The sequence below is a fragment of the Kitasatospora sp. NPDC091276 genome (assembly GCF_040684355.1).
GTDB lineage: Bacteria > Actinomycetota > Actinomycetes > Streptomycetales > Streptomycetaceae > Kitasatospora.
Genome location: NZ_JBFBFU010000027.1, coordinates 48,428 through 63,001, shown reverse-complemented (window position 1 = coordinate 63,001; position 14,574 = coordinate 48,428). Strand labels below are relative to the sequence as shown.

Sequence of the window (14,574 nt, the reverse complement as noted above, 5' to 3'; positions counted from 1 at the left end):
CGTACGATTTGGCGGTGATTGCCCGGTATTACGCACCGTCAGGGCTTTGCCACGGTCAGCGCGTCCTCTTACGCTCCGGCGTCATGCCCTCACCCCTCATCAGCGTCGTGCTCCCCGCCTACGACCAGCACGAACAGCTCGCGGACTGCCTGGACTCGCTGCTCGCGCAGTCCCTCCAGGACGTCGAGGTGATCGTGGTCGCCGACCGCTCCCCCGACGCCGCGGGCGAGCTCGTCGACGCGTACGCGGCCCGGCACCCGCGGTTGTCGGTCCTGCACCTCAACGCGGCGGTCGGGGTCGGGGTGAGCCGGAACGCGGGGGCGGCGCGGGCGGCCGGCGAGTACCTGCTGTTCCTGGACGCCGACCACCAGCTGCCCCAGGACGCGCTGCGGACCCTCGCCGACCGGCTCGGGCAGACCGGCCCGGTGGACCTGCTGCTGTTCGGCCACTCCCGCCGGCACAACGACCGGGACTGGCCGGGCGGGGCGGAGTCGCTGCTCGCCGAAACCGGCCCCGAGGTGTTCGAGCCCTTCGACCAGCCCGCGCTGTTCGGCGCGCCGCCGCTGGTCTGGGACCGGCTGATCCGCCGCGGCCACTGGGAGGAGCTGCGGCTGGCCTTCCCCGACGGCCGGTACGAGGAGATCCCGGTGGTGCACGCGGCGCTGCTCGGCGCCCGCCGCGTCGCCGTGCTGGCGCGCGAGTGCGTGCAGCTGCGCCGCCGGGAGACCGTCCACCCCACCGGCTCCCCGGGCAGCGGCGTGTTCGACCTCTTCGACCAGTACGAGCGCAGCTTCGCGCTGCTGGAGGACCAGCCGCACCTGTACGCGGTGCGGGACGCGCTGTTCGTCCGGATGATCCGGCACTACCTGTTCGTCTTCGACCTGGCCGGGTGCGTCACCCGCGCCGAGCGGCCGCAGTTCTTCCACCGGGCCGCCGAGCACCACCGGCGCTTCCAGCCGCCCGGCCACCGGCGGCCGGGCGGCCGCGAGGGGATCAAGTTCTCGCTGCTGGCCGGCGGCGCCTACCCGGCGTTCGAGATGGCCAAGCTCTCCCACATCGCCCGCGGCACGCTCACCGGGCGGCGGTGACCGGACTCCGGACGTGTGCGGCCCCGCCTCCGCAGGCGGCGGGGCCTAGGCCCTGGCCGGGTGGCCGCCCGCCGACACCCCATCGGCGGTACCCCGGCCGTGGCCGGTACCCCTGCGGGCGCGCGGCTGCCATGATCGGCCGGAGCCGTCGCCGCACCCGCCCGGAGGTCCCTGGTGAGCCGTCCGTCCGCAGCCCCCGGGGCCGAGCTGGCCCGCGAACTGGCCGCCGTGCTGCGCGGGGAGGTCCGCTTCGGCACCGCCGAGCGGACCGTCTACAGCCACGACGCGTCCAACTACCGGCAGCTGCCGCTCGGCGTGGTCAAACCCGCGGACCTCGACGACGTCCGCACCGCCCTCGCGCTCTGCCGCCGGTACGGCGTGCCGGTGGTGCCGCGCGGGGCGGGCACCAGCATCGGCGGGCAGGCGATCGGCCCGGGCGCGGTGGTGCTGGACTTCCGCCGCCACCTCGGCGCCGTCCTGGACGTCGACCCGCAGGCCCGCACCGCCCGGGTCCAACCGGGCACCGTGCTGGACGACCTCCAGCGCGCCGCCCGGCCGTACGGGCTGCGCTTCGGCCCCGACCCGTCCACGCACAGCCGCTGCACCCTCGGCGGCATGATCGGCAACGACTCCTGCGGCTCGCACTCGCTCGCCTGGGGGCGCACCTCGGACAACGTCGAGCGGCTGGACCTGCTGCTCGCGGACGGCACCGAGCTGACCGTGGGCGGCCGGCTCACCCCGCAGGAGCGCGCCGCGCTCCGCACCCTGCCCGGGCGGCCCGGTGAACTCCACCGGCAGCTCCAGGAGTTCACCGACCGCAACCTCGCCGCCATCCGCCAGGGCCTGCCCGCGCTGCCCCGCCGCACCTCCGGCTACCCGCTGGACGCCCTGCTGCCCGAGCACGGCCACGACCTGGCCCGCGCGCTCACCGGCACCGAGGGCACCTGCGCGCTGCTGCTCGGCGCGACCGTCCGGCTGGTCGAGGAGCCGCCCGCGCGCGCCCTGGTGGTGGCCGGCTACCCCGACGAGGGCGCCGCCGCCGACGCCGTCCCCGCGCTGCTGCCGCTCGGGCCGCTCACCGCCGAGGGCATGTCCGCCGACCTGATCGCCGCACTGCTCGCCGCCGGCCCCCGCCCGCCCGCACTGGACCGGCTGCCCGCGGGCGAGTGCTGGCTCTTCCTGGAGACCGGCGGCGCCACCCCGGTCGAGGCCTACCAGGCCGCCCGCCGGCTCGCCGACGCGGTGCGCCGCGAGCGCTCCGCCTCCGTCGCCCTCGTCACAGACCCGGCCGAGCAGCGCCAGCTCTGGGCCGTCCGGGAGGCGAGCGCCGGCATCGTCACCCGGCTGCCCGGCGGCGGGGAGGCCTGGCCCGGCTGGGAGGACTCCGCCGTCCCGCCCGAGCGCCTCGGCGACTACCTGCGGGACCTGCGCGCCCTGCTGCGCCGGCACAGCCTGCACGGCGTGCCGTACGGGCACTTCGGCGACGGCTGCGTGCACCTGCGGATCGACTTCCCGCTGGACGAGCCCGCCGGGGTACCGGTCTTCCGGGAGTTCCTGGAGCAGGCCGCCGACCTGGTGGTCTCCTACGGCGGTTCGCTGTCCGGCGAGCACGGCGACGGGCAGGCCCGCGGCGAACTGCTGCCCCGGATGTACCCGCCCGACGTGATCGCCCTGTTCGGCGAGTTCAAACGGATCTGGGATCCCGAGCACCTGCTCAACCCGGGGGCCCTGGTCGACCCGCGCCCGCTCGACGCCGACCTGCGCTTCGTCACCGCCCCGCGCCGCCCGCTGCCGCTCGCCCTCCCGTACGAGCAGGACGGCGGCAGCCTGGCCAAGGCCGTGCACCGCTGCGTCGGCGTCGCCAAGTGCGTGGACCCGAACACCGGGGTGATGTGCCCCAGCTACATGGCCACCGGCGAGGAGCGGCACTCCACCCGGGGCCGGGCCCGGCTGCTGGCCGAGATGCTGCGCGGCATGACAGCGCCTCCCGGCCACCAGGGCGGCGCGGCGATCGCCGACGGCTGGCGCTCGACGGAGGTCCGGGAGGCCCTGGACCTCTGCCTGAGCTGCAAGGGCTGCGCGAGCGACTGCCCGGTCCATGTCGACATGGCGACCTACAAGGCCGAGTTCCTGCACCAGCACTACCGGCACCGCCCGCGCCCGCTCGCCCACTACTCGATGGGCTGGCTGCCGCTCTGGCTGCGGGCCGCCGCCCTCGCCCCCGGCGCCGCCAACACCCTCGCCCGCTCCCCGGCCGCCGGGCCGCTCAAGCGGCTCGCCGGGATCGACCGGCGCCGGGTGCTGCCGGTCCTCCCGCCGGAGACCTTCACCCGCTGGTACCGCCGCCACCGCGCCGCGCACCCGGCCCCGGCGGGGGCACGGCCGGTGCTGCTGTGGCCGGACACCTTCTCCGACCACCTCCAGCCGAACGTGCTGCGCTCCGCCGTCGAGGTGCTGGAGCACCTGGGCTTCGACGTACGGCTGCCCGCCGGCCCGGTCTGCTGCGGCCTGACCTGGTACTCCACCGGCCAACTCGGCACCGCCCGACGGGTGCTGCGGCGCAGCCTGCGGACGCTGGCCGGCACCGGGCTGCCCGCCGACACCCCGGTGGTCGGCATGGACCCGAGCTGCACCGCCGCCCTGCGCGAGGACCTGCCCCGGCTGCTCGGCCCGGACGGCCGCCCGCTCGCCGAACGCACCCGCACCTTCGCCGAGTTCCTCGACCAGTACGCCCCCGACACCCCGCTCCCCCAGGTCCCGCTGGACGCCGTCACCCAGACCCACTGCCACCAGCACGCCGTCCTCGGCAGCGCCGCCGACCGCCGGATCGAGGACCGACTCGGCCTGCACAACCGGGTGCTGGACTCCGGCTGCTGCGGCCTGGCCGGCAACTTCGGCTTCGAGCGGGGCCACTTCGAGGTGTCCGAGGCGATCGCCGAGCGCGTCCTGCTCCCCGAAGTCCGGGCCGCCGCCCCCGACACGGTGGTCCTGGCCGACGGCTTCAGCTGCCGCACCCAGATCGCCCAACTCGCCCAGGGCCGCCAGGCCCTGCACCTGGCGGAACTGATCGCCCGGGCGCTTCGGGAGCGCGGTTAGGGCGCGGCGTGCTCGCCGAGGAAGGCCCCGGCGCGGCCGCGGCCTCCTCCTTCGTCGGGTAGCCGCAGTCGGCCGCGTCCGATGCCCTGACTGATCGCAACGGCCCTGATCCGCCGGCCCGATCCGCCGCCGTCGTCAGACCCCGACGCCGTCAGGCCCCGGCCTTGGCCGCCTCCTCCGTGGCCGCCTCCTCCGTGGGCGCCTCCTCTGCGCAGACCGCCGACACGAACTCCGCGACCCGGGCCTGCGGCAGCCCGCGCGCGATGTCCGCCTCGCTGATCATCCCGACCAGCTTGTGCTCCGGGTGGTTGATCACCGGCAGCCGGCGCACCCGGTACTGCTCCATCACCCGTAGCACCTGCTCCGCGTCCTCGTCCGCCTCCACCGTCATCGGCCGGCCCAGGGCCAGCTCGCCCGCCGTCACCCCGGCCGGGTCCCGGCCCTCGGCGACACAGCGCAGCACGATGTCGCGGTCGGTCACGATGCCCAGCAGTTTGTCGTCCTCCCCGCAGATGGGCAGCGCGCCGACGTGCCGTTCCCGCATGATCCGGGCGGCGGCGGCGAGCGTCTCGTGCTCGCGGATGCACTCCGCGCCCGGGTGCATGATGTCGCTGGCTCTGGTCATGGTCCCGCCTCCTGGCCTGGCTTCCGCCCCCCTGTCCATCCTGGTCCGGGCCCGCGGAGGCCGCCACCGGGCACCGGTCAGGCCGCCTGGTCCGGCTCCGCGCGCCCGCCCGGCGCGTCCGCGCCCGGAAGCGGCGACTGGTCCAACAGTTCCTCCAGCGGCGGGAGTTCGTGCTGCGACCGGTCCTGCTCGACCTCCGCCTTCGCTGCCTCCTCCCGCTCCACGGCGGCCCGTTCGGCGGCCTTCGCCGCTGCCGCCGCGGCATTCACCGCGGCCCGCTGCTGGTTGTCCGTCGCACTGTCCAGGAAGCGCAGCAGCTCCACCGGGAAGGGCAGCACCAGCGTCGAGTTCTTCTCCGCCGCCACCTCCACCACCGTCTGCAGCAGCCGCAGTTGGAGCGCCGCCGGGGTCGCGCTCATCACCGCCGCCGCCTCCGACAACCGGGCCGAGGCCTGGTACTCACCGTCCGCCGTGATGATCCGCGCCCGCCGCTCCCGCTCGGCCTCCGCCTGCCGCGCGATCGAGCGCTTCATCGACTCCGGCAGCGCGACGTCCTTGATCTCCACCCGGTCGATCTGGACGCCCCAGCCCAGCGCCGGGCTGTCGATCATCAACTCCAGCCCCTGGTTGATCGGTTCGCGGTTGGCCAGCAGGTCGTCCAGCTCGCTCTTGCCGATGATCGAGCGCAGCGAGGTCTGCGCCACCTGGGAGATCGCGAACTGGTAGTCCTGCACGTTGACGGTCGCCCTCACCGGGTCCTCGACCCGGAAGTACACCACCGCGTCCACCCGGACGGTCACGTTGTCCCGGGTGATGCCCTCCTGCGCCGGGATCGGCATCGTCACGATCTGCACGTTCACCTTGCGCAACTTGTCCGCGATCGGCAGCAGCGCCACCAGCCCTGGCTCGCGCACCTCCCTGCGCACCCGGCCGAAGCGGAACACCACTCCCTTCTGGAACTGCTGGACGACCCGGACGCTCAGGCCCGCCCAGATCGCCCCCAGCCCGACCAGCCCCCCGATGGCACCCAGCACCGCATCGACGATCATCGCGGCCTCCTTGCGGCCTCGGCGAGGCCTCCTCGCGCGCCAGCCAGCCCCGGCCGTCGCCGACCCGGCCCAGCCGGGGGCCGCCGGAGCAGCTGATTCCACGCTACGCCTGCCCGGGCAGGCCGGCGCAGGGCCGACGCGGGGCCAGAGCCGGACCGTAGGATCGTGGCCATGCCGCAGTCCGCCGCCGACGACCCCGGCCACCCCCGCCACCCCGCCGAGGCCGCCGCCCGCGCCACCTCGCTCACCGCGCTGGACCGCGTCGTCACCGACTGCCGGGCCTGCCCGCGCCTGGTCCAGTGGCGCGAGGAGACCGCCCGCACCAAGCGCCGCGCCTACCTGGACTGGGACTACTGGGCCCGCCCGATCCCCGGCTTCGGCCCGCCCGACGCCCCGCTCGTCCTGGTCGGCCTCGCCCCCGCCGCCCACGGCGCCAACCGCACCGGCCGGATCTTCACCGGCGACCCCTCCGGCGACCTGCTCTACGCGGCGCTCCACGACCTCGGGCTCGCCAACCGCCCCGAGTCCGTCCGGTACGGCGACGGCCTGCGCCTGTACGGCGTCCGCATCACCGACCCGGTCCGCTGCGCCCCGCCCGACAACAAGCCCAGCACCGCCGAACGCGACACCTGCCGCCCCTGGATCACCCGCGAACTCCAGTTGCTGCGCCCCACCGTACGAACCGTCGTCGCCCTCGGCGGCTTCGCCTGGCAGGCCCTCCTGCCCGCCCTCGCGCAGGCCGGCTGGCAGGTCCCCCGGCCCCGACCCGCCTTCGGTCACGGCGCCCTGGCCGTCCTCCCCGCCACCGACGGCGGCCCCGCCCTCCAGCTGTACGGCTGCTACCACGTGAGCCCGCGCAACACCAACACCGGCCGCCTCACCACCCCCATGCTCCGCGCCCTGCTCCGCACCGCCGCCCGGTCGGCCGGGCTGGAACCGGCGCCGGAGTAGGCCCGGCGGCACCGACCCCCGTACGGTGCCGCCGGGCCCGCCCCGACCGGCCGGGCCTTCCCCGAACCGGCCGGGCCCGCGCTCAGTCGAACCGCCGGGTCGCGGTGATCCCGCCGTCCACCGGCAGGGTCACCCCGGCCACGTACGACGCCCGGTCGCTCAGCAGCCAGGCCGCCGCCTCCGCGATCTCGGTGTCCGAGCCCGCCCGGCCCAGCGGGGTCGAGCGGACCACCAGGGCGTCGAACTCCGGGCCGGACGCGAAGAACTGCTCCGTCGAGGGCGTCCGCACCACGCCGGGCGCGACGGCGTTGACCCGGATGCCGTGTCGGGCGTAGTCGGCGGTGGCCGCCTTCACCAGGCCGGTCAGGCCGTGCTTGGCAGCCTGCTGGACGCCGTCCCCGAAGCCGCCGACCAGCGCGCCCACCCCGGAGTTGAGCACCACCGCGCCGCCCCGACCGCCCGCCGCCATCGCCCGCAGCTGGGCCCGCAGGCAGAGCCAGCCGCCGCGCAGGTTGAGCGCGTGGGTGTCGTCCCACTCGGCCTCGGTGCGCTCGGCGAGCGGGGCCGGCGACAGGCCGGAGCCCGCGTTGTCGAAGGCCGCGTCCAGCCGGCCGTACGTCGTGAGCGCCGCCTCGACCGTCCGCTCGGCGCCCTCCGCGGTGGTCAGGTCGGCGACGACGGCCACCGCCCGGGCCCCGCCGGCCCGCAGCTCGGCGGCCAGCGCCTCCACCTCGGCGCCGGAGCGGGCGGCCAGCACCAGCAGCGCGCCCTCCCGGACGAACAGCCGGGCGGCGGCCGCGCCGATGCCGCGCCCGGCGCCGGTGACGATCGTGACCTTGTCGTCGAGAAGTCCCATGCGACGAGCCTCCCGGCGCCCCGCCCGGACCACCAGCGGCCAGCCCTTCCCGGGGACGGGCCGACCAGGGACCGGCCGACCGGGGACCGGCCGACCGGGGACGGGCCGGCCAGGGACGGCCAGGTCCTGGTTAACCCCGCCCGGCTGTGGCAGCGTGACCGCATGCCCGAGACCCCGCTGGGCGCGTTCCTGCGCGCCCGCCGCGCCCGCCTCGCGCCCGCCGAGGCGGGTCTGCCCCCGGCCGGGCGCCGCCGGACGCCCGGGCTGCGCCGCGAGGAGGTGGCGGCCCGTGCGGGCATCTCCGCCGACTACTACGCCCGGCTGGAGCAGGGCCGCCCGGCCCCGGCCGGCTCCACATCCGCCATCCGGCACTGGACACCGACGTCCTGGACTACACGGTGCTCGCCCTGCCCGAGGAGGGCCGGTACGTCTTCGTCTGCCTCGCCCCACCCGGCAGCCGCGCCCGCCACGCCTTCGCCGCCGCCCACGACGCGGCCCCGGCCCACGCGGCGCCGACCCGGGTTCGCCCTAGCCGAACCGCGGCAGCTTGCGCCCCGCCGCCCGGTCCCACACCTGGGGCAGCCGGGCCCGGGCCGTCTCGGCGGCGGTGAGCTGGCGGGCGTAGAGCGCCCCGAGGCCGAAGGGCTCGCCGCTGTCGGCGGCCTGCCCGGCGAGGGTGTCGGCGGCGATCACCGCGTCCTGGTGCTCGCCCAGCAGTTCCTGGACGGCCTTCATCCGGTCCGTGTACCGCTCGGCGGCCGCGCCGACCGCCGGGGCGGCGGTCTCGCCGGCGTAGCGGGCGCGTTTGGCGGCCTTGCGGGCCTCGTGCAGGGCGCGGTCGCGCTGCTCGGCGGGCCCGGCCCCGGCGTCGAGGGCCGCCCGGACGCGCTCGCCGGTGCGGTGCTGCTCGCGCTCGGCGATCCGGGCCAGCTCGGGGACGGCGTCACGGCCGGCCCGGCGGCGCAGCGGGGGGTCGGCGAGGAGGGTGGCGAGGGCGTCGGCGAGGGCGCGGCGGCGCGGGCTGTCGAGGGCCGCGAGCACCTCGGGCCAGGCCTGCCGGTACTCGACCCGCCCCCACCGCTCCAGCTCCGCCGCGACCCGCTCCGGCCGGCAGACGGCGGGCAGTGCCCGGGCCTGGGCGGCCAGCCGCTCGGCGAGCACCTCGCCGTCCCGGGCGCGGCCGAGGGCGGCCGCGAGCCAGCGCAGTTCGGCGACCAGGTGGTCGGTGGCCCCGGGGGCGAACAGCCGCCGGAAGGTCCGCAGGGCGCTGCGCAGCCGCCGGCAGGCGACCCGCATCCGGTGCACCGCGTCCGGTTCGTCCGCCCGGACGGCGTCGTCGAGGCCGGCCAGCACCGCCGCCTGGGTGCCGAGGCGGTCCAGCAGCACCTGCCCCACCGTGGTGGCGGGTCGCGCCATGAGCGCTCACCCCCTCATCGGGGTCACCGGGAACGCATTCCAGGCTACGGGCCCCGGGGCCCGACGACGACCAGGACCGCGACGGGGACGAGCAGGCCCGGGCGGGGACGAGCAGGCCCGGGACGACCGCGCGGCGCACAGGACGCCGACCCGCACGAACAGCGAAGCGATCCCGGCTGAGCGCGCGTCAGGCGGGTGAACGAACGGCCTCCGACGGACAACGCTTCCACTCCCCGGGTACGCGCCCTCGTGCCGGATGTAAGCGTCGTGGCATACTCCGGGACGTGACGACCTCCACCCATGCGATCAGGGCCCTGCGGGCCGCGGTGTTCACCGCGCTCGCCGTGCCGCTGTCCGCGCTGGGCCAGGTGGTCATCACGGGTCGCCCGCTGCCGCTCTCGCTGGTGGCGGCCGCGACCGCCGTCGTCTTCCTGGTCGCGGCCGCGCTGGCCGGCGGGGAGCGGCGGCTGCTGCACATCTCCGGTGTGCTGGTGCCGGTCGAGCTGCTGCTCAACACGACGTTCAACCTGGGGCAGGCCGGCTGTGGGCCGATCCTGTCCGAGCACGTGCCCGCGCGCGGTGTGAACCTGCTGGTGTGTGGCGGCGGTTCGGTGGACGGGTCGCTGCTGGCCGGTCCGCTGGGCCACGTGGGGCCGCTGGCCCCGGCGGCGACCCAGGTGCTGCTCCTGCTGGTGCACCTGGTGATCGCACTGGCCGCCGCTGCCTGGCTGCGGCTGGGCGACGCGGCCCTGTCGGGCCTGGCCCGGTCGCTGCGCGCGCTGCGCCAGTCGCTGGCCCGCCCGTTGCGCGCCCTGGTCCTGCTGCTGCTCCCGGCTCCGGTTCGGCCGGTGCTGCGGGTGCCGCTGCCGGTGTCGGACCGCGTGCGGCCGCGCCGCGAGGACGTGGTGCTGAGCCCGGCTCCCCGGCGTGGTCCGCCGGTTCTCGCGCCTGCCTGCTGACCCGCCCGAGGCCTTTGGGGCCGCCGCGCACGTTCGTCCGCAGGCAGCGCGCACAACTCCCGCGTTCACCCGATCCCGCCGCACCCGGTGCGGTTTCCCGCGCGCATCCACGCGCCGCGTACAGGAGTTGACCTTCCATGGCTCAGACCCCCAGCAAGCAGCAGGCCAAGCGCATCAGTGCCCGTGAGCGGATCCAGGAGGCGCAGCGCATCGAGCAGGCGGCCTCGAAGCGCCGTCAGCGGATCGTCGTGGCGGTGTCCGCCGTCGCGGTGCTCGCCCTCGCGGGCGGAGCGGCGGTCGCGATCAACTCGGCGTCCGGCAAGAAGGACTCGAAGGCGGCCGCCGATGCGTCCGCGCCGACCGAGCTGGTCGTCCCGGCAAACGCCTCCGGCCCGGACGGCACGGTGATCACCTACGGCAAGGCCGACGCCCCGCACACCATGGAGGTGTACGAGGACTTCCGCTGCCCGGTCTGCAAGCACTTCGAGGCGGCGAACGGCGAGGCGGTCAAGAAGCTGACCGAGGACGGCTCGGTCAAGGTGGAGTTCCACCTGGCGGCGTTCCTGGACAACGCCCTCGGCGGCAAGGGCTCGCGCACCGCGCTGGCCGCCGCGGGGGCCGCGCTGAACGAGGGCGTGGACAAGTTCAAGCAGTTCCACGACGTGCTGTACGCCAACCAGCCCGACGAGCGGAAGGACGACTTCGGCAACGTCAACCACATCCTCGACCTGGCCGGCCAGGTGCCGGGGCTGAAGACGGACGCCTTCGTGAAGGCCGTCACCGACAAGACGTACGCGCCGTGGGCGGCGAAGGTCGCGGAAGCGTTCAACGGCAGCGGGGTGACGGGCACCCCGACGGTCAAGGTGGACGGCAAGCCGATCACGCTGTTCAGCGGCCAGTCCACGGTGACGCCGGAGCAGTTCACCGCCCAGGTGAAGCAGGCCGCCGGCCTGAAGTAAGCACGGCACCACCGGCCCGGCCGAACCCCGGCCGGGCCGGCTCCTCCCAGCCACCGGAGTGTGCTGCCATGTCCGCCGCTAACTCTGTGCACCTCTCCCCTCCCGCCCCCGGCGCCCCCGGCCGTGCGCCGGTCGGCGCGGGCCGGGCGTTCTCCCTGCTGCTGTTCCTCGGCGGGCTGATCGGGCTGGCCGCCTCGGCCGTCCTGACCTTCGACAAGCTCCGCATCCTGGAGAACCCGTCCTATGTCCCCAGTTGCAACCTCAATCCGGTGATCAGCTGCGGTTCGGTGATGCGCACCGAGCAGGCGGAGGTCTTCGGGTTCCCGAACCCGCTGCTCGGGCTGGCCGCCTTCGGCGCGCTGGCGGCGGTCGGGGCGGGGCTGCTGGCCGGTGCCGCGTACCGGCGCTGGTTCTGGCTGGGCCTGCACGCGGGCACCCTGCTGGGGGTGGTGTTCGTGCACTGGCTGATCGACGAGGCGCTGTACCGGATCGGCGCGCTGTGCCCGTACTGCATGGTGGTGTGGGCGACGGTGGTGGTGCTGTTCTGGTACACGACGCTGCACAACCTCCGGACGGGGGTGATCCCGGTGGGCCCGCGGCTGCGGCCGGTCGTGCGGGAGGCGGCGCGCTACCACTGGGCGGTGCCGGTGCTGTGGGCGGCGGTGATCGCGCTGCTGATCCTCAATCGGTTCTGGTACTACTGGAGCACGCTGGTCTGACGGACTGGCATATTTGACGGATCGTCAGCCTACGTATCCCGTGGAGTGCAGCAGCGCGGTGGCGCCGGTGCGCCGGGCCGCCAGGGCCCGGGTGAGCCGGCGCGCCGCGCAGGGGTGCAGCAGTGCGGCCGCCCGGGCGGGGGTGAAGTACCCGTACTCGGCGATCTCCTCGGCCTGCACCCGGATGGTCGCGCCGGCCGGGACCGTTCCGCCGTCGAACATGAACTGCACGGCGGGGTGGGCGTGTTCGCCCTGGCCGGGGATCGGATCGCGCCACTCGACGACGAGCAGCCGCAGCTCGCCGGCCACCAGCCCGGTCTCCTCGCGCAGTTCGCGGGCGGCGCATTCGGCGGGGCCCTCGCCCGGGTCCATCCCGCCGCCGGGGAACTGCCACTGGGCGCGGTAACTGGCCTTCAGCAGCAGGACGTCGCCGCCTTCGCCGGTGAGCAGCACGCTGCAGCCGACGTAGGCGCGCAGCAGTCCGGCCAGCCAGTCCTGTTCCGAGAGCCAGGTGTCCGTCATCGCGCCTCCTCCACCGGTGCCCCGTCGCGGTGGCCACTCTGCCGCAACCCCCGTGCCGGATCCGGCGGTTCGTGCCCTAATCCACCCGATCGGGTACTCGACGCAGGAACGGACCCAGGGGCTCTCTTCCGGATCACGCCGCGCGCCCGGCGCGGTCCGGAAGAGAGCCCCTATCCGAAGACCGCCCGCCGGTAGGCGTTGCGCAGGTCGGTGAGCGGCTGGATGTCGCGGTCGTAGTGGACCTTGTTGGTGAGCAGCAGCGCCCAGCGGCCGAGCCGCCGGGAGATCCAGATGCCGGTGCCGGTGAAGCCGTAGTGGACGAAGGCGCCCTCGGCGGGGTCGGTGCCGGGGGCGTACAGCCAGGACAGGCCGCGAGCAGGGGCGAGGCCGCCGGTCTGTTCGCGCAGCGACTCGGCGATCCAGGCCTCGCCCCAAGGCAGTTGGGGCGGCGGGGCGAGCAGCGCGGTGAGGAAGCGGGCGAGGTCGCGGGCGGTGGAGAAGGCCCCGGCGTTGCCGGAGACGCCGCCGAGCAGCCGGGCCGAGGGGTCGTGGACGACGCCGCACAGGTGGCTCCCGGCCCGCGGGTCGTACTCGGTGGGCGCGGTGCGGGCGGTGTCGGCGGGGCCGAGCGGCCCGTACCGGGTGTCGGCCATGGCGAGCGGCCGCCAGATCCAGCGGGTGGCGAGCTCGTCCAGCGGCGCGCCACCGAGGTCCTCGACGAGGTAGCCGAGCAGGACGGCGGCGCGGTCGGTGTACTCGACGGCCGCACCGGGGACGCGGTGCAGCGGGGCGGCGATCACCCCGGCCCGGATCGCCGCGAGGTCGGGCCCGTAGAGCTGCTCGAATCCGGTGCGAGGGAGCATTCCGGCGGTGTGCGCGAGGAGTTGACGGACCGTCACCACACCGACGGGATGCCCGGAGGCGGGCGGCCACCAGTGGCCGAGCGGCGCGTCGAGCGGGAGCCGCCCGGCCTGCCGGAGCACTCCGGCGCAGGGCCAGAGGGCGATGATCTTGGTGAGGCTGGCGAGGTCGTACCGGGTGTCCGGCCCGGGGGCGAGCCGGGCGTACGGGCCCTGCCCGAGCACGCCGTGCGCGCCGCCGCCGAGCGTCCCCCCGGCATCGCCGACGGCCCAGACGGCGCCGGCCCCGACGGTGCGCACGCCGTCCCGGACCAGCCGGTCCAGCTCCCCACCGGGCGCGGCCAGGGCGGGGAGCCGGTCGGCTCCTGGCGGTTGCTGGCTCATCGCCCCCCCTCAGAGGTGTCGTGAGCCTACCCGGCGGGCGGGCGGCCGGTCAGGCCTCCGCGGGAAGTTCCTTGCCGAGGCAGATGCTCTGCGGGTGGTCGCGGTAGATGCCGAACTTCCGGATCGCCGCGTACCCCTCGGACCCGTACAGCGCCACGGCCTCGGGCTGCTCGGTGCCGGTCTCCAGGATGACGCGGGTGCGTCCGGCCTCGGCGGCGGTCTGCTCCAGGCGGCGCAGCACCGCCCGGGCCAGGCCACGGCCGCGGGCGGCGGGGACCACGAACATCCGCTTCAGCTCGACGTCGCCGTCACGCAGCCCGTCCGGCCCGGCCTGCTTGGCCCGCCAGCCCCCGCAGGCGACCGGTCGGCCGTCGAGGTAGGCGACCAGGAACAGGCCGCCCGGCGAGTCGAAGTCGTCGAGGTGCAGCACGGTCTCGTCGGGGTCGCCGTAGCGGCGGACGTACTCCTGCTGCACCTCCGCCGACAGGGCCTGGGCGTCGGGGTGGGCGTAGCCGGTGACGCGGAACTCGACGGTTCCGGCCTCCATGGTGGTGCTCTTCATGAGGGAAGAGCCTACGACCTGGATCAGCGGGCCTCGAAACGGGCGACCAGCTCGTTCTTGCCGAACATCCGTGCGGTGTCGACGGCGTTCGGGGTGCCGGCGGTGGGGTCGGCGCCGCCGTCCAGCAGGACGGTCAGCACGTCCTCGGCGCCCTTGAAGACGGCGCCGGCGAGCGGGGTCTGGCCGCGGTCGTTGGCGCGGTTCGGGTCGGCGCCTCGCGCCAGCAGGGCTTCGACGGTGGCGGCGTGGCCGTGGTAGGCGGCGAGCATGAGCAGGGTGTCGCCGCGGTCGTTGGTGAGGTCGGCGGGCGCGCCGGCGTCCACGTAGGCGGCCAGGGTGTCGGTCTCGCCGGCCCGGGCGGCGTCGAAGAGCTTTCCGGCCAGGGCGATCACCTCGGCGTCGGGGGCGCCGGGGGCGTCGGCTGGCTGCTGGTTGGCGTCGTCGGTCATGGCGGGCGGCCTTTCCGGTCTGCGGGCTCTGCGGGTTCTACGGGTTCCGCGGGCGGCAGAGCCACGGTGGAGGAGTGTC

At 75.6% G+C, this 14,574-nt stretch carries 14 protein-coding genes and 1 pseudogene; 7 read left to right on the top strand and 8 right to left on the bottom strand.

What is annotated here, in order from left to right:
* Positions 1-83 precede the first annotated feature (83 nt).
* A complete protein-coding gene (locus AB0O19_RS28840) occupies positions 84-1,088 on the top strand; it encodes a glycosyltransferase family 2 protein (RefSeq protein ID WP_363623655.1) in 1,005 nt (334 codons plus the stop codon).
* Positions 1,089-1,262: 174 nt separating this feature from the next.
* Complete coding sequence (locus tag AB0O19_RS28835) at positions 1,263-4,184, top strand: FAD-binding and (Fe-S)-binding domain-containing protein (RefSeq protein ID WP_363623653.1); 2,922 nt, start codon at positions 1,263-1,265, stop codon at positions 4,182-4,184.
* 151 nt (positions 4,185-4,335) lie between these two features.
* Here AB0O19_RS28835 and AB0O19_RS28830 read toward each other — a convergent pair whose 3' ends face one another.
* Together AB0O19_RS28830 and AB0O19_RS28825 are read right to left on the bottom strand one after the other, a co-directional pair.
* Positions 4,336-4,809 carry a CBS domain-containing protein gene (locus AB0O19_RS28830; protein WP_363623651.1) on the bottom strand — a complete coding sequence of 158 codons (474 nt, stop codon included), beginning with the start codon at positions 4,807-4,809 and terminating at the stop codon, positions 4,336-4,338.
* A gap of 77 nt (positions 4,810-4,886) precedes the next feature.
* The gene (locus AB0O19_RS28825) at positions 4,887-5,858 is read right to left on the bottom strand and encodes an SPFH domain-containing protein (protein WP_363623649.1); all 972 of its coding nucleotides are present in this window, start codon (positions 5,856-5,858) and stop codon (positions 4,887-4,889) included.
* A gap of 171 nt (positions 5,859-6,029) precedes the next feature.
* Here AB0O19_RS28825 and AB0O19_RS28820 point away from each other — a divergent pair, with 171 nt between their 5' ends.
* Positions 6,030-6,809 carry a uracil-DNA glycosylase gene (locus AB0O19_RS28820; protein WP_363623648.1) on the top strand — a complete coding sequence of 260 codons (780 nt, stop codon included), beginning with the start codon at positions 6,030-6,032 and terminating at the stop codon, positions 6,807-6,809.
* Between the two features lie 82 nt (positions 6,810-6,891).
* Here the strand turns inward: AB0O19_RS28820 and AB0O19_RS28815 are convergent, their stop codons facing one another.
* Complete coding sequence (locus tag AB0O19_RS28815) at positions 6,892-7,665, bottom strand: SDR family oxidoreductase (RefSeq protein WP_363623646.1); 774 nt, start codon at positions 7,663-7,665, stop codon at positions 6,892-6,894.
* A 162-nt stretch (positions 7,666-7,827) separates the two neighbouring features.
* Between AB0O19_RS28815 and AB0O19_RS28810 the strand changes: the two are divergent.
* Positions 7,828-7,998: pseudogene (locus AB0O19_RS28810) on the top strand (helix-turn-helix transcriptional regulator); the annotation flags it as partial.
* A 195-nt stretch (positions 7,999-8,193) separates the two neighbouring features.
* On the opposite strand, the gene AB0O19_RS28805 reads toward AB0O19_RS28810, so the two are convergent.
* Positions 8,194-9,081 (bottom strand): CHAD domain-containing protein, encoded by an 888-nt coding sequence (locus tag AB0O19_RS28805; protein ID WP_363623644.1) that lies wholly within the window; start codon positions 9,079-9,081, stop codon positions 8,194-8,196.
* 284 nt (positions 9,082-9,365) lie between these two features.
* Between AB0O19_RS28805 and AB0O19_RS28800 the strand changes: the two genes are divergently transcribed.
* The 3 genes from AB0O19_RS28800 to AB0O19_RS28790 all read left to right on the top strand — a co-directional run bounded on the left by AB0O19_RS28800 (position 9,366) and on the right by AB0O19_RS28790 (position 11,718).
* Positions 9,366-10,040, top strand: coding sequence for a hypothetical protein (locus AB0O19_RS28800; protein ID WP_350883589.1), 675 nt, complete (start codon positions 9,366-9,368; stop codon positions 10,038-10,040).
* 137 nt (positions 10,041-10,177) lie between these two features.
* On the top strand, positions 10,178-10,999 hold the full coding sequence (locus AB0O19_RS28795; protein ID WP_363623642.1) for a thioredoxin domain-containing protein: 822 nt from the start codon (positions 10,178-10,180) through the stop codon (positions 10,997-10,999).
* A gap of 68 nt (positions 11,000-11,067) precedes the next feature.
* Positions 11,068-11,718 carry a vitamin K epoxide reductase family protein gene (locus AB0O19_RS28790; RefSeq protein WP_363623641.1) on the top strand — a complete coding sequence of 217 codons (651 nt, stop codon included), beginning with the start codon at positions 11,068-11,070 and terminating at the stop codon, positions 11,716-11,718.
* A 24-nt stretch (positions 11,719-11,742) separates the two neighbouring features.
* Here AB0O19_RS28790 and AB0O19_RS28785 read toward each other — a convergent pair whose 3' ends face one another.
* The 4 genes from AB0O19_RS28785 to AB0O19_RS28770 all read right to left on the bottom strand — a co-directional run bounded on the left by AB0O19_RS28785 (position 11,743) and on the right by AB0O19_RS28770 (position 14,495).
* Positions 11,743-12,240 carry an NUDIX hydrolase gene (locus AB0O19_RS28785; protein ID WP_363623640.1) on the bottom strand — a complete coding sequence of 166 codons (498 nt, stop codon included), beginning with the start codon at positions 12,238-12,240 and terminating at the stop codon, positions 11,743-11,745.
* 170 nt (positions 12,241-12,410) lie between these two features.
* The gene (locus AB0O19_RS28780; RefSeq protein WP_363623638.1) at positions 12,411-13,484 is read right to left on the bottom strand and encodes a serine hydrolase domain-containing protein; all 1,074 of its coding nucleotides are present in this window, start codon (positions 13,482-13,484) and stop codon (positions 12,411-12,413) included.
* A gap of 49 nt (positions 13,485-13,533) precedes the next feature.
* A complete protein-coding gene (locus AB0O19_RS28775) occupies positions 13,534-14,046 on the bottom strand; it encodes a GNAT family N-acetyltransferase (protein ID WP_363623636.1) in 513 nt (170 codons plus the stop codon).
* 23 nt (positions 14,047-14,069) lie between these two features.
* The gene (locus AB0O19_RS28770; protein WP_363623634.1) at positions 14,070-14,495 is read right to left on the bottom strand and encodes an ankyrin repeat domain-containing protein; all 426 of its coding nucleotides are present in this window, start codon (positions 14,493-14,495) and stop codon (positions 14,070-14,072) included.
* Positions 14,496-14,574: the final 79 nt, after the last annotated feature.

Bases quoted from the DNA above. Each gene is read 5' to 3' on its own strand.
- AB0O19_RS28840 (WP_363623655.1), top strand. From the start codon at position 84: ATGCCCTCACCCCTCATCAGCGTCGTGCTCCCCGCCTACGACCAGCAC.
- AB0O19_RS28830 (WP_363623651.1), bottom strand. From the start codon at position 4,809: ATGACCAGAGCCAGCGACATCATGCACCCGGGCGCGGAGTGCATCCGC.
- AB0O19_RS28825 (WP_363623649.1), bottom strand. From the start codon at position 5,858: ATGATCGTCGATGCGGTGCTGGGTGCCATCGGGGGGCTGGTCGGGCTG.
- AB0O19_RS28820 (WP_363623648.1), top strand. From the start codon at position 6,030: ATGCCGCAGTCCGCCGCCGACGACCCCGGCCACCCCCGCCACCCCGCC.
- AB0O19_RS28815 (WP_363623646.1), bottom strand. From the start codon at position 7,665: ATGGGACTTCTCGACGACAAGGTCACGATCGTCACCGGCGCCGGGCGC.
- AB0O19_RS28805 (WP_363623644.1), bottom strand. From the start codon at position 9,081: ATGGCGCGACCCGCCACCACGGTGGGGCAGGTGCTGCTGGACCGCCTC.
- AB0O19_RS28795 (WP_363623642.1), top strand. From the start codon at position 10,178: ATGGCTCAGACCCCCAGCAAGCAGCAGGCCAAGCGCATCAGTGCCCGT.
- AB0O19_RS28790 (WP_363623641.1), top strand. From the start codon at position 11,068: ATGTCCGCCGCTAACTCTGTGCACCTCTCCCCTCCCGCCCCCGGCGCC.
- AB0O19_RS28785 (WP_363623640.1), bottom strand. From the start codon at position 12,240: ATGACGGACACCTGGCTCTCGGAACAGGACTGGCTGGCCGGACTGCTG.
- AB0O19_RS28780 (WP_363623638.1), bottom strand. From the start codon at position 13,484: ATGAGCCAGCAACCGCCAGGAGCCGACCGGCTCCCCGCCCTGGCCGCG.
- AB0O19_RS28775 (WP_363623636.1), bottom strand. From the start codon at position 14,046: ATGAAGAGCACCACCATGGAGGCCGGAACCGTCGAGTTCCGCGTCACC.
- AB0O19_RS28770 (WP_363623634.1), bottom strand. From the start codon at position 14,495: ATGACCGACGACGCCAACCAGCAGCCAGCCGACGCCCCCGGCGCCCCC.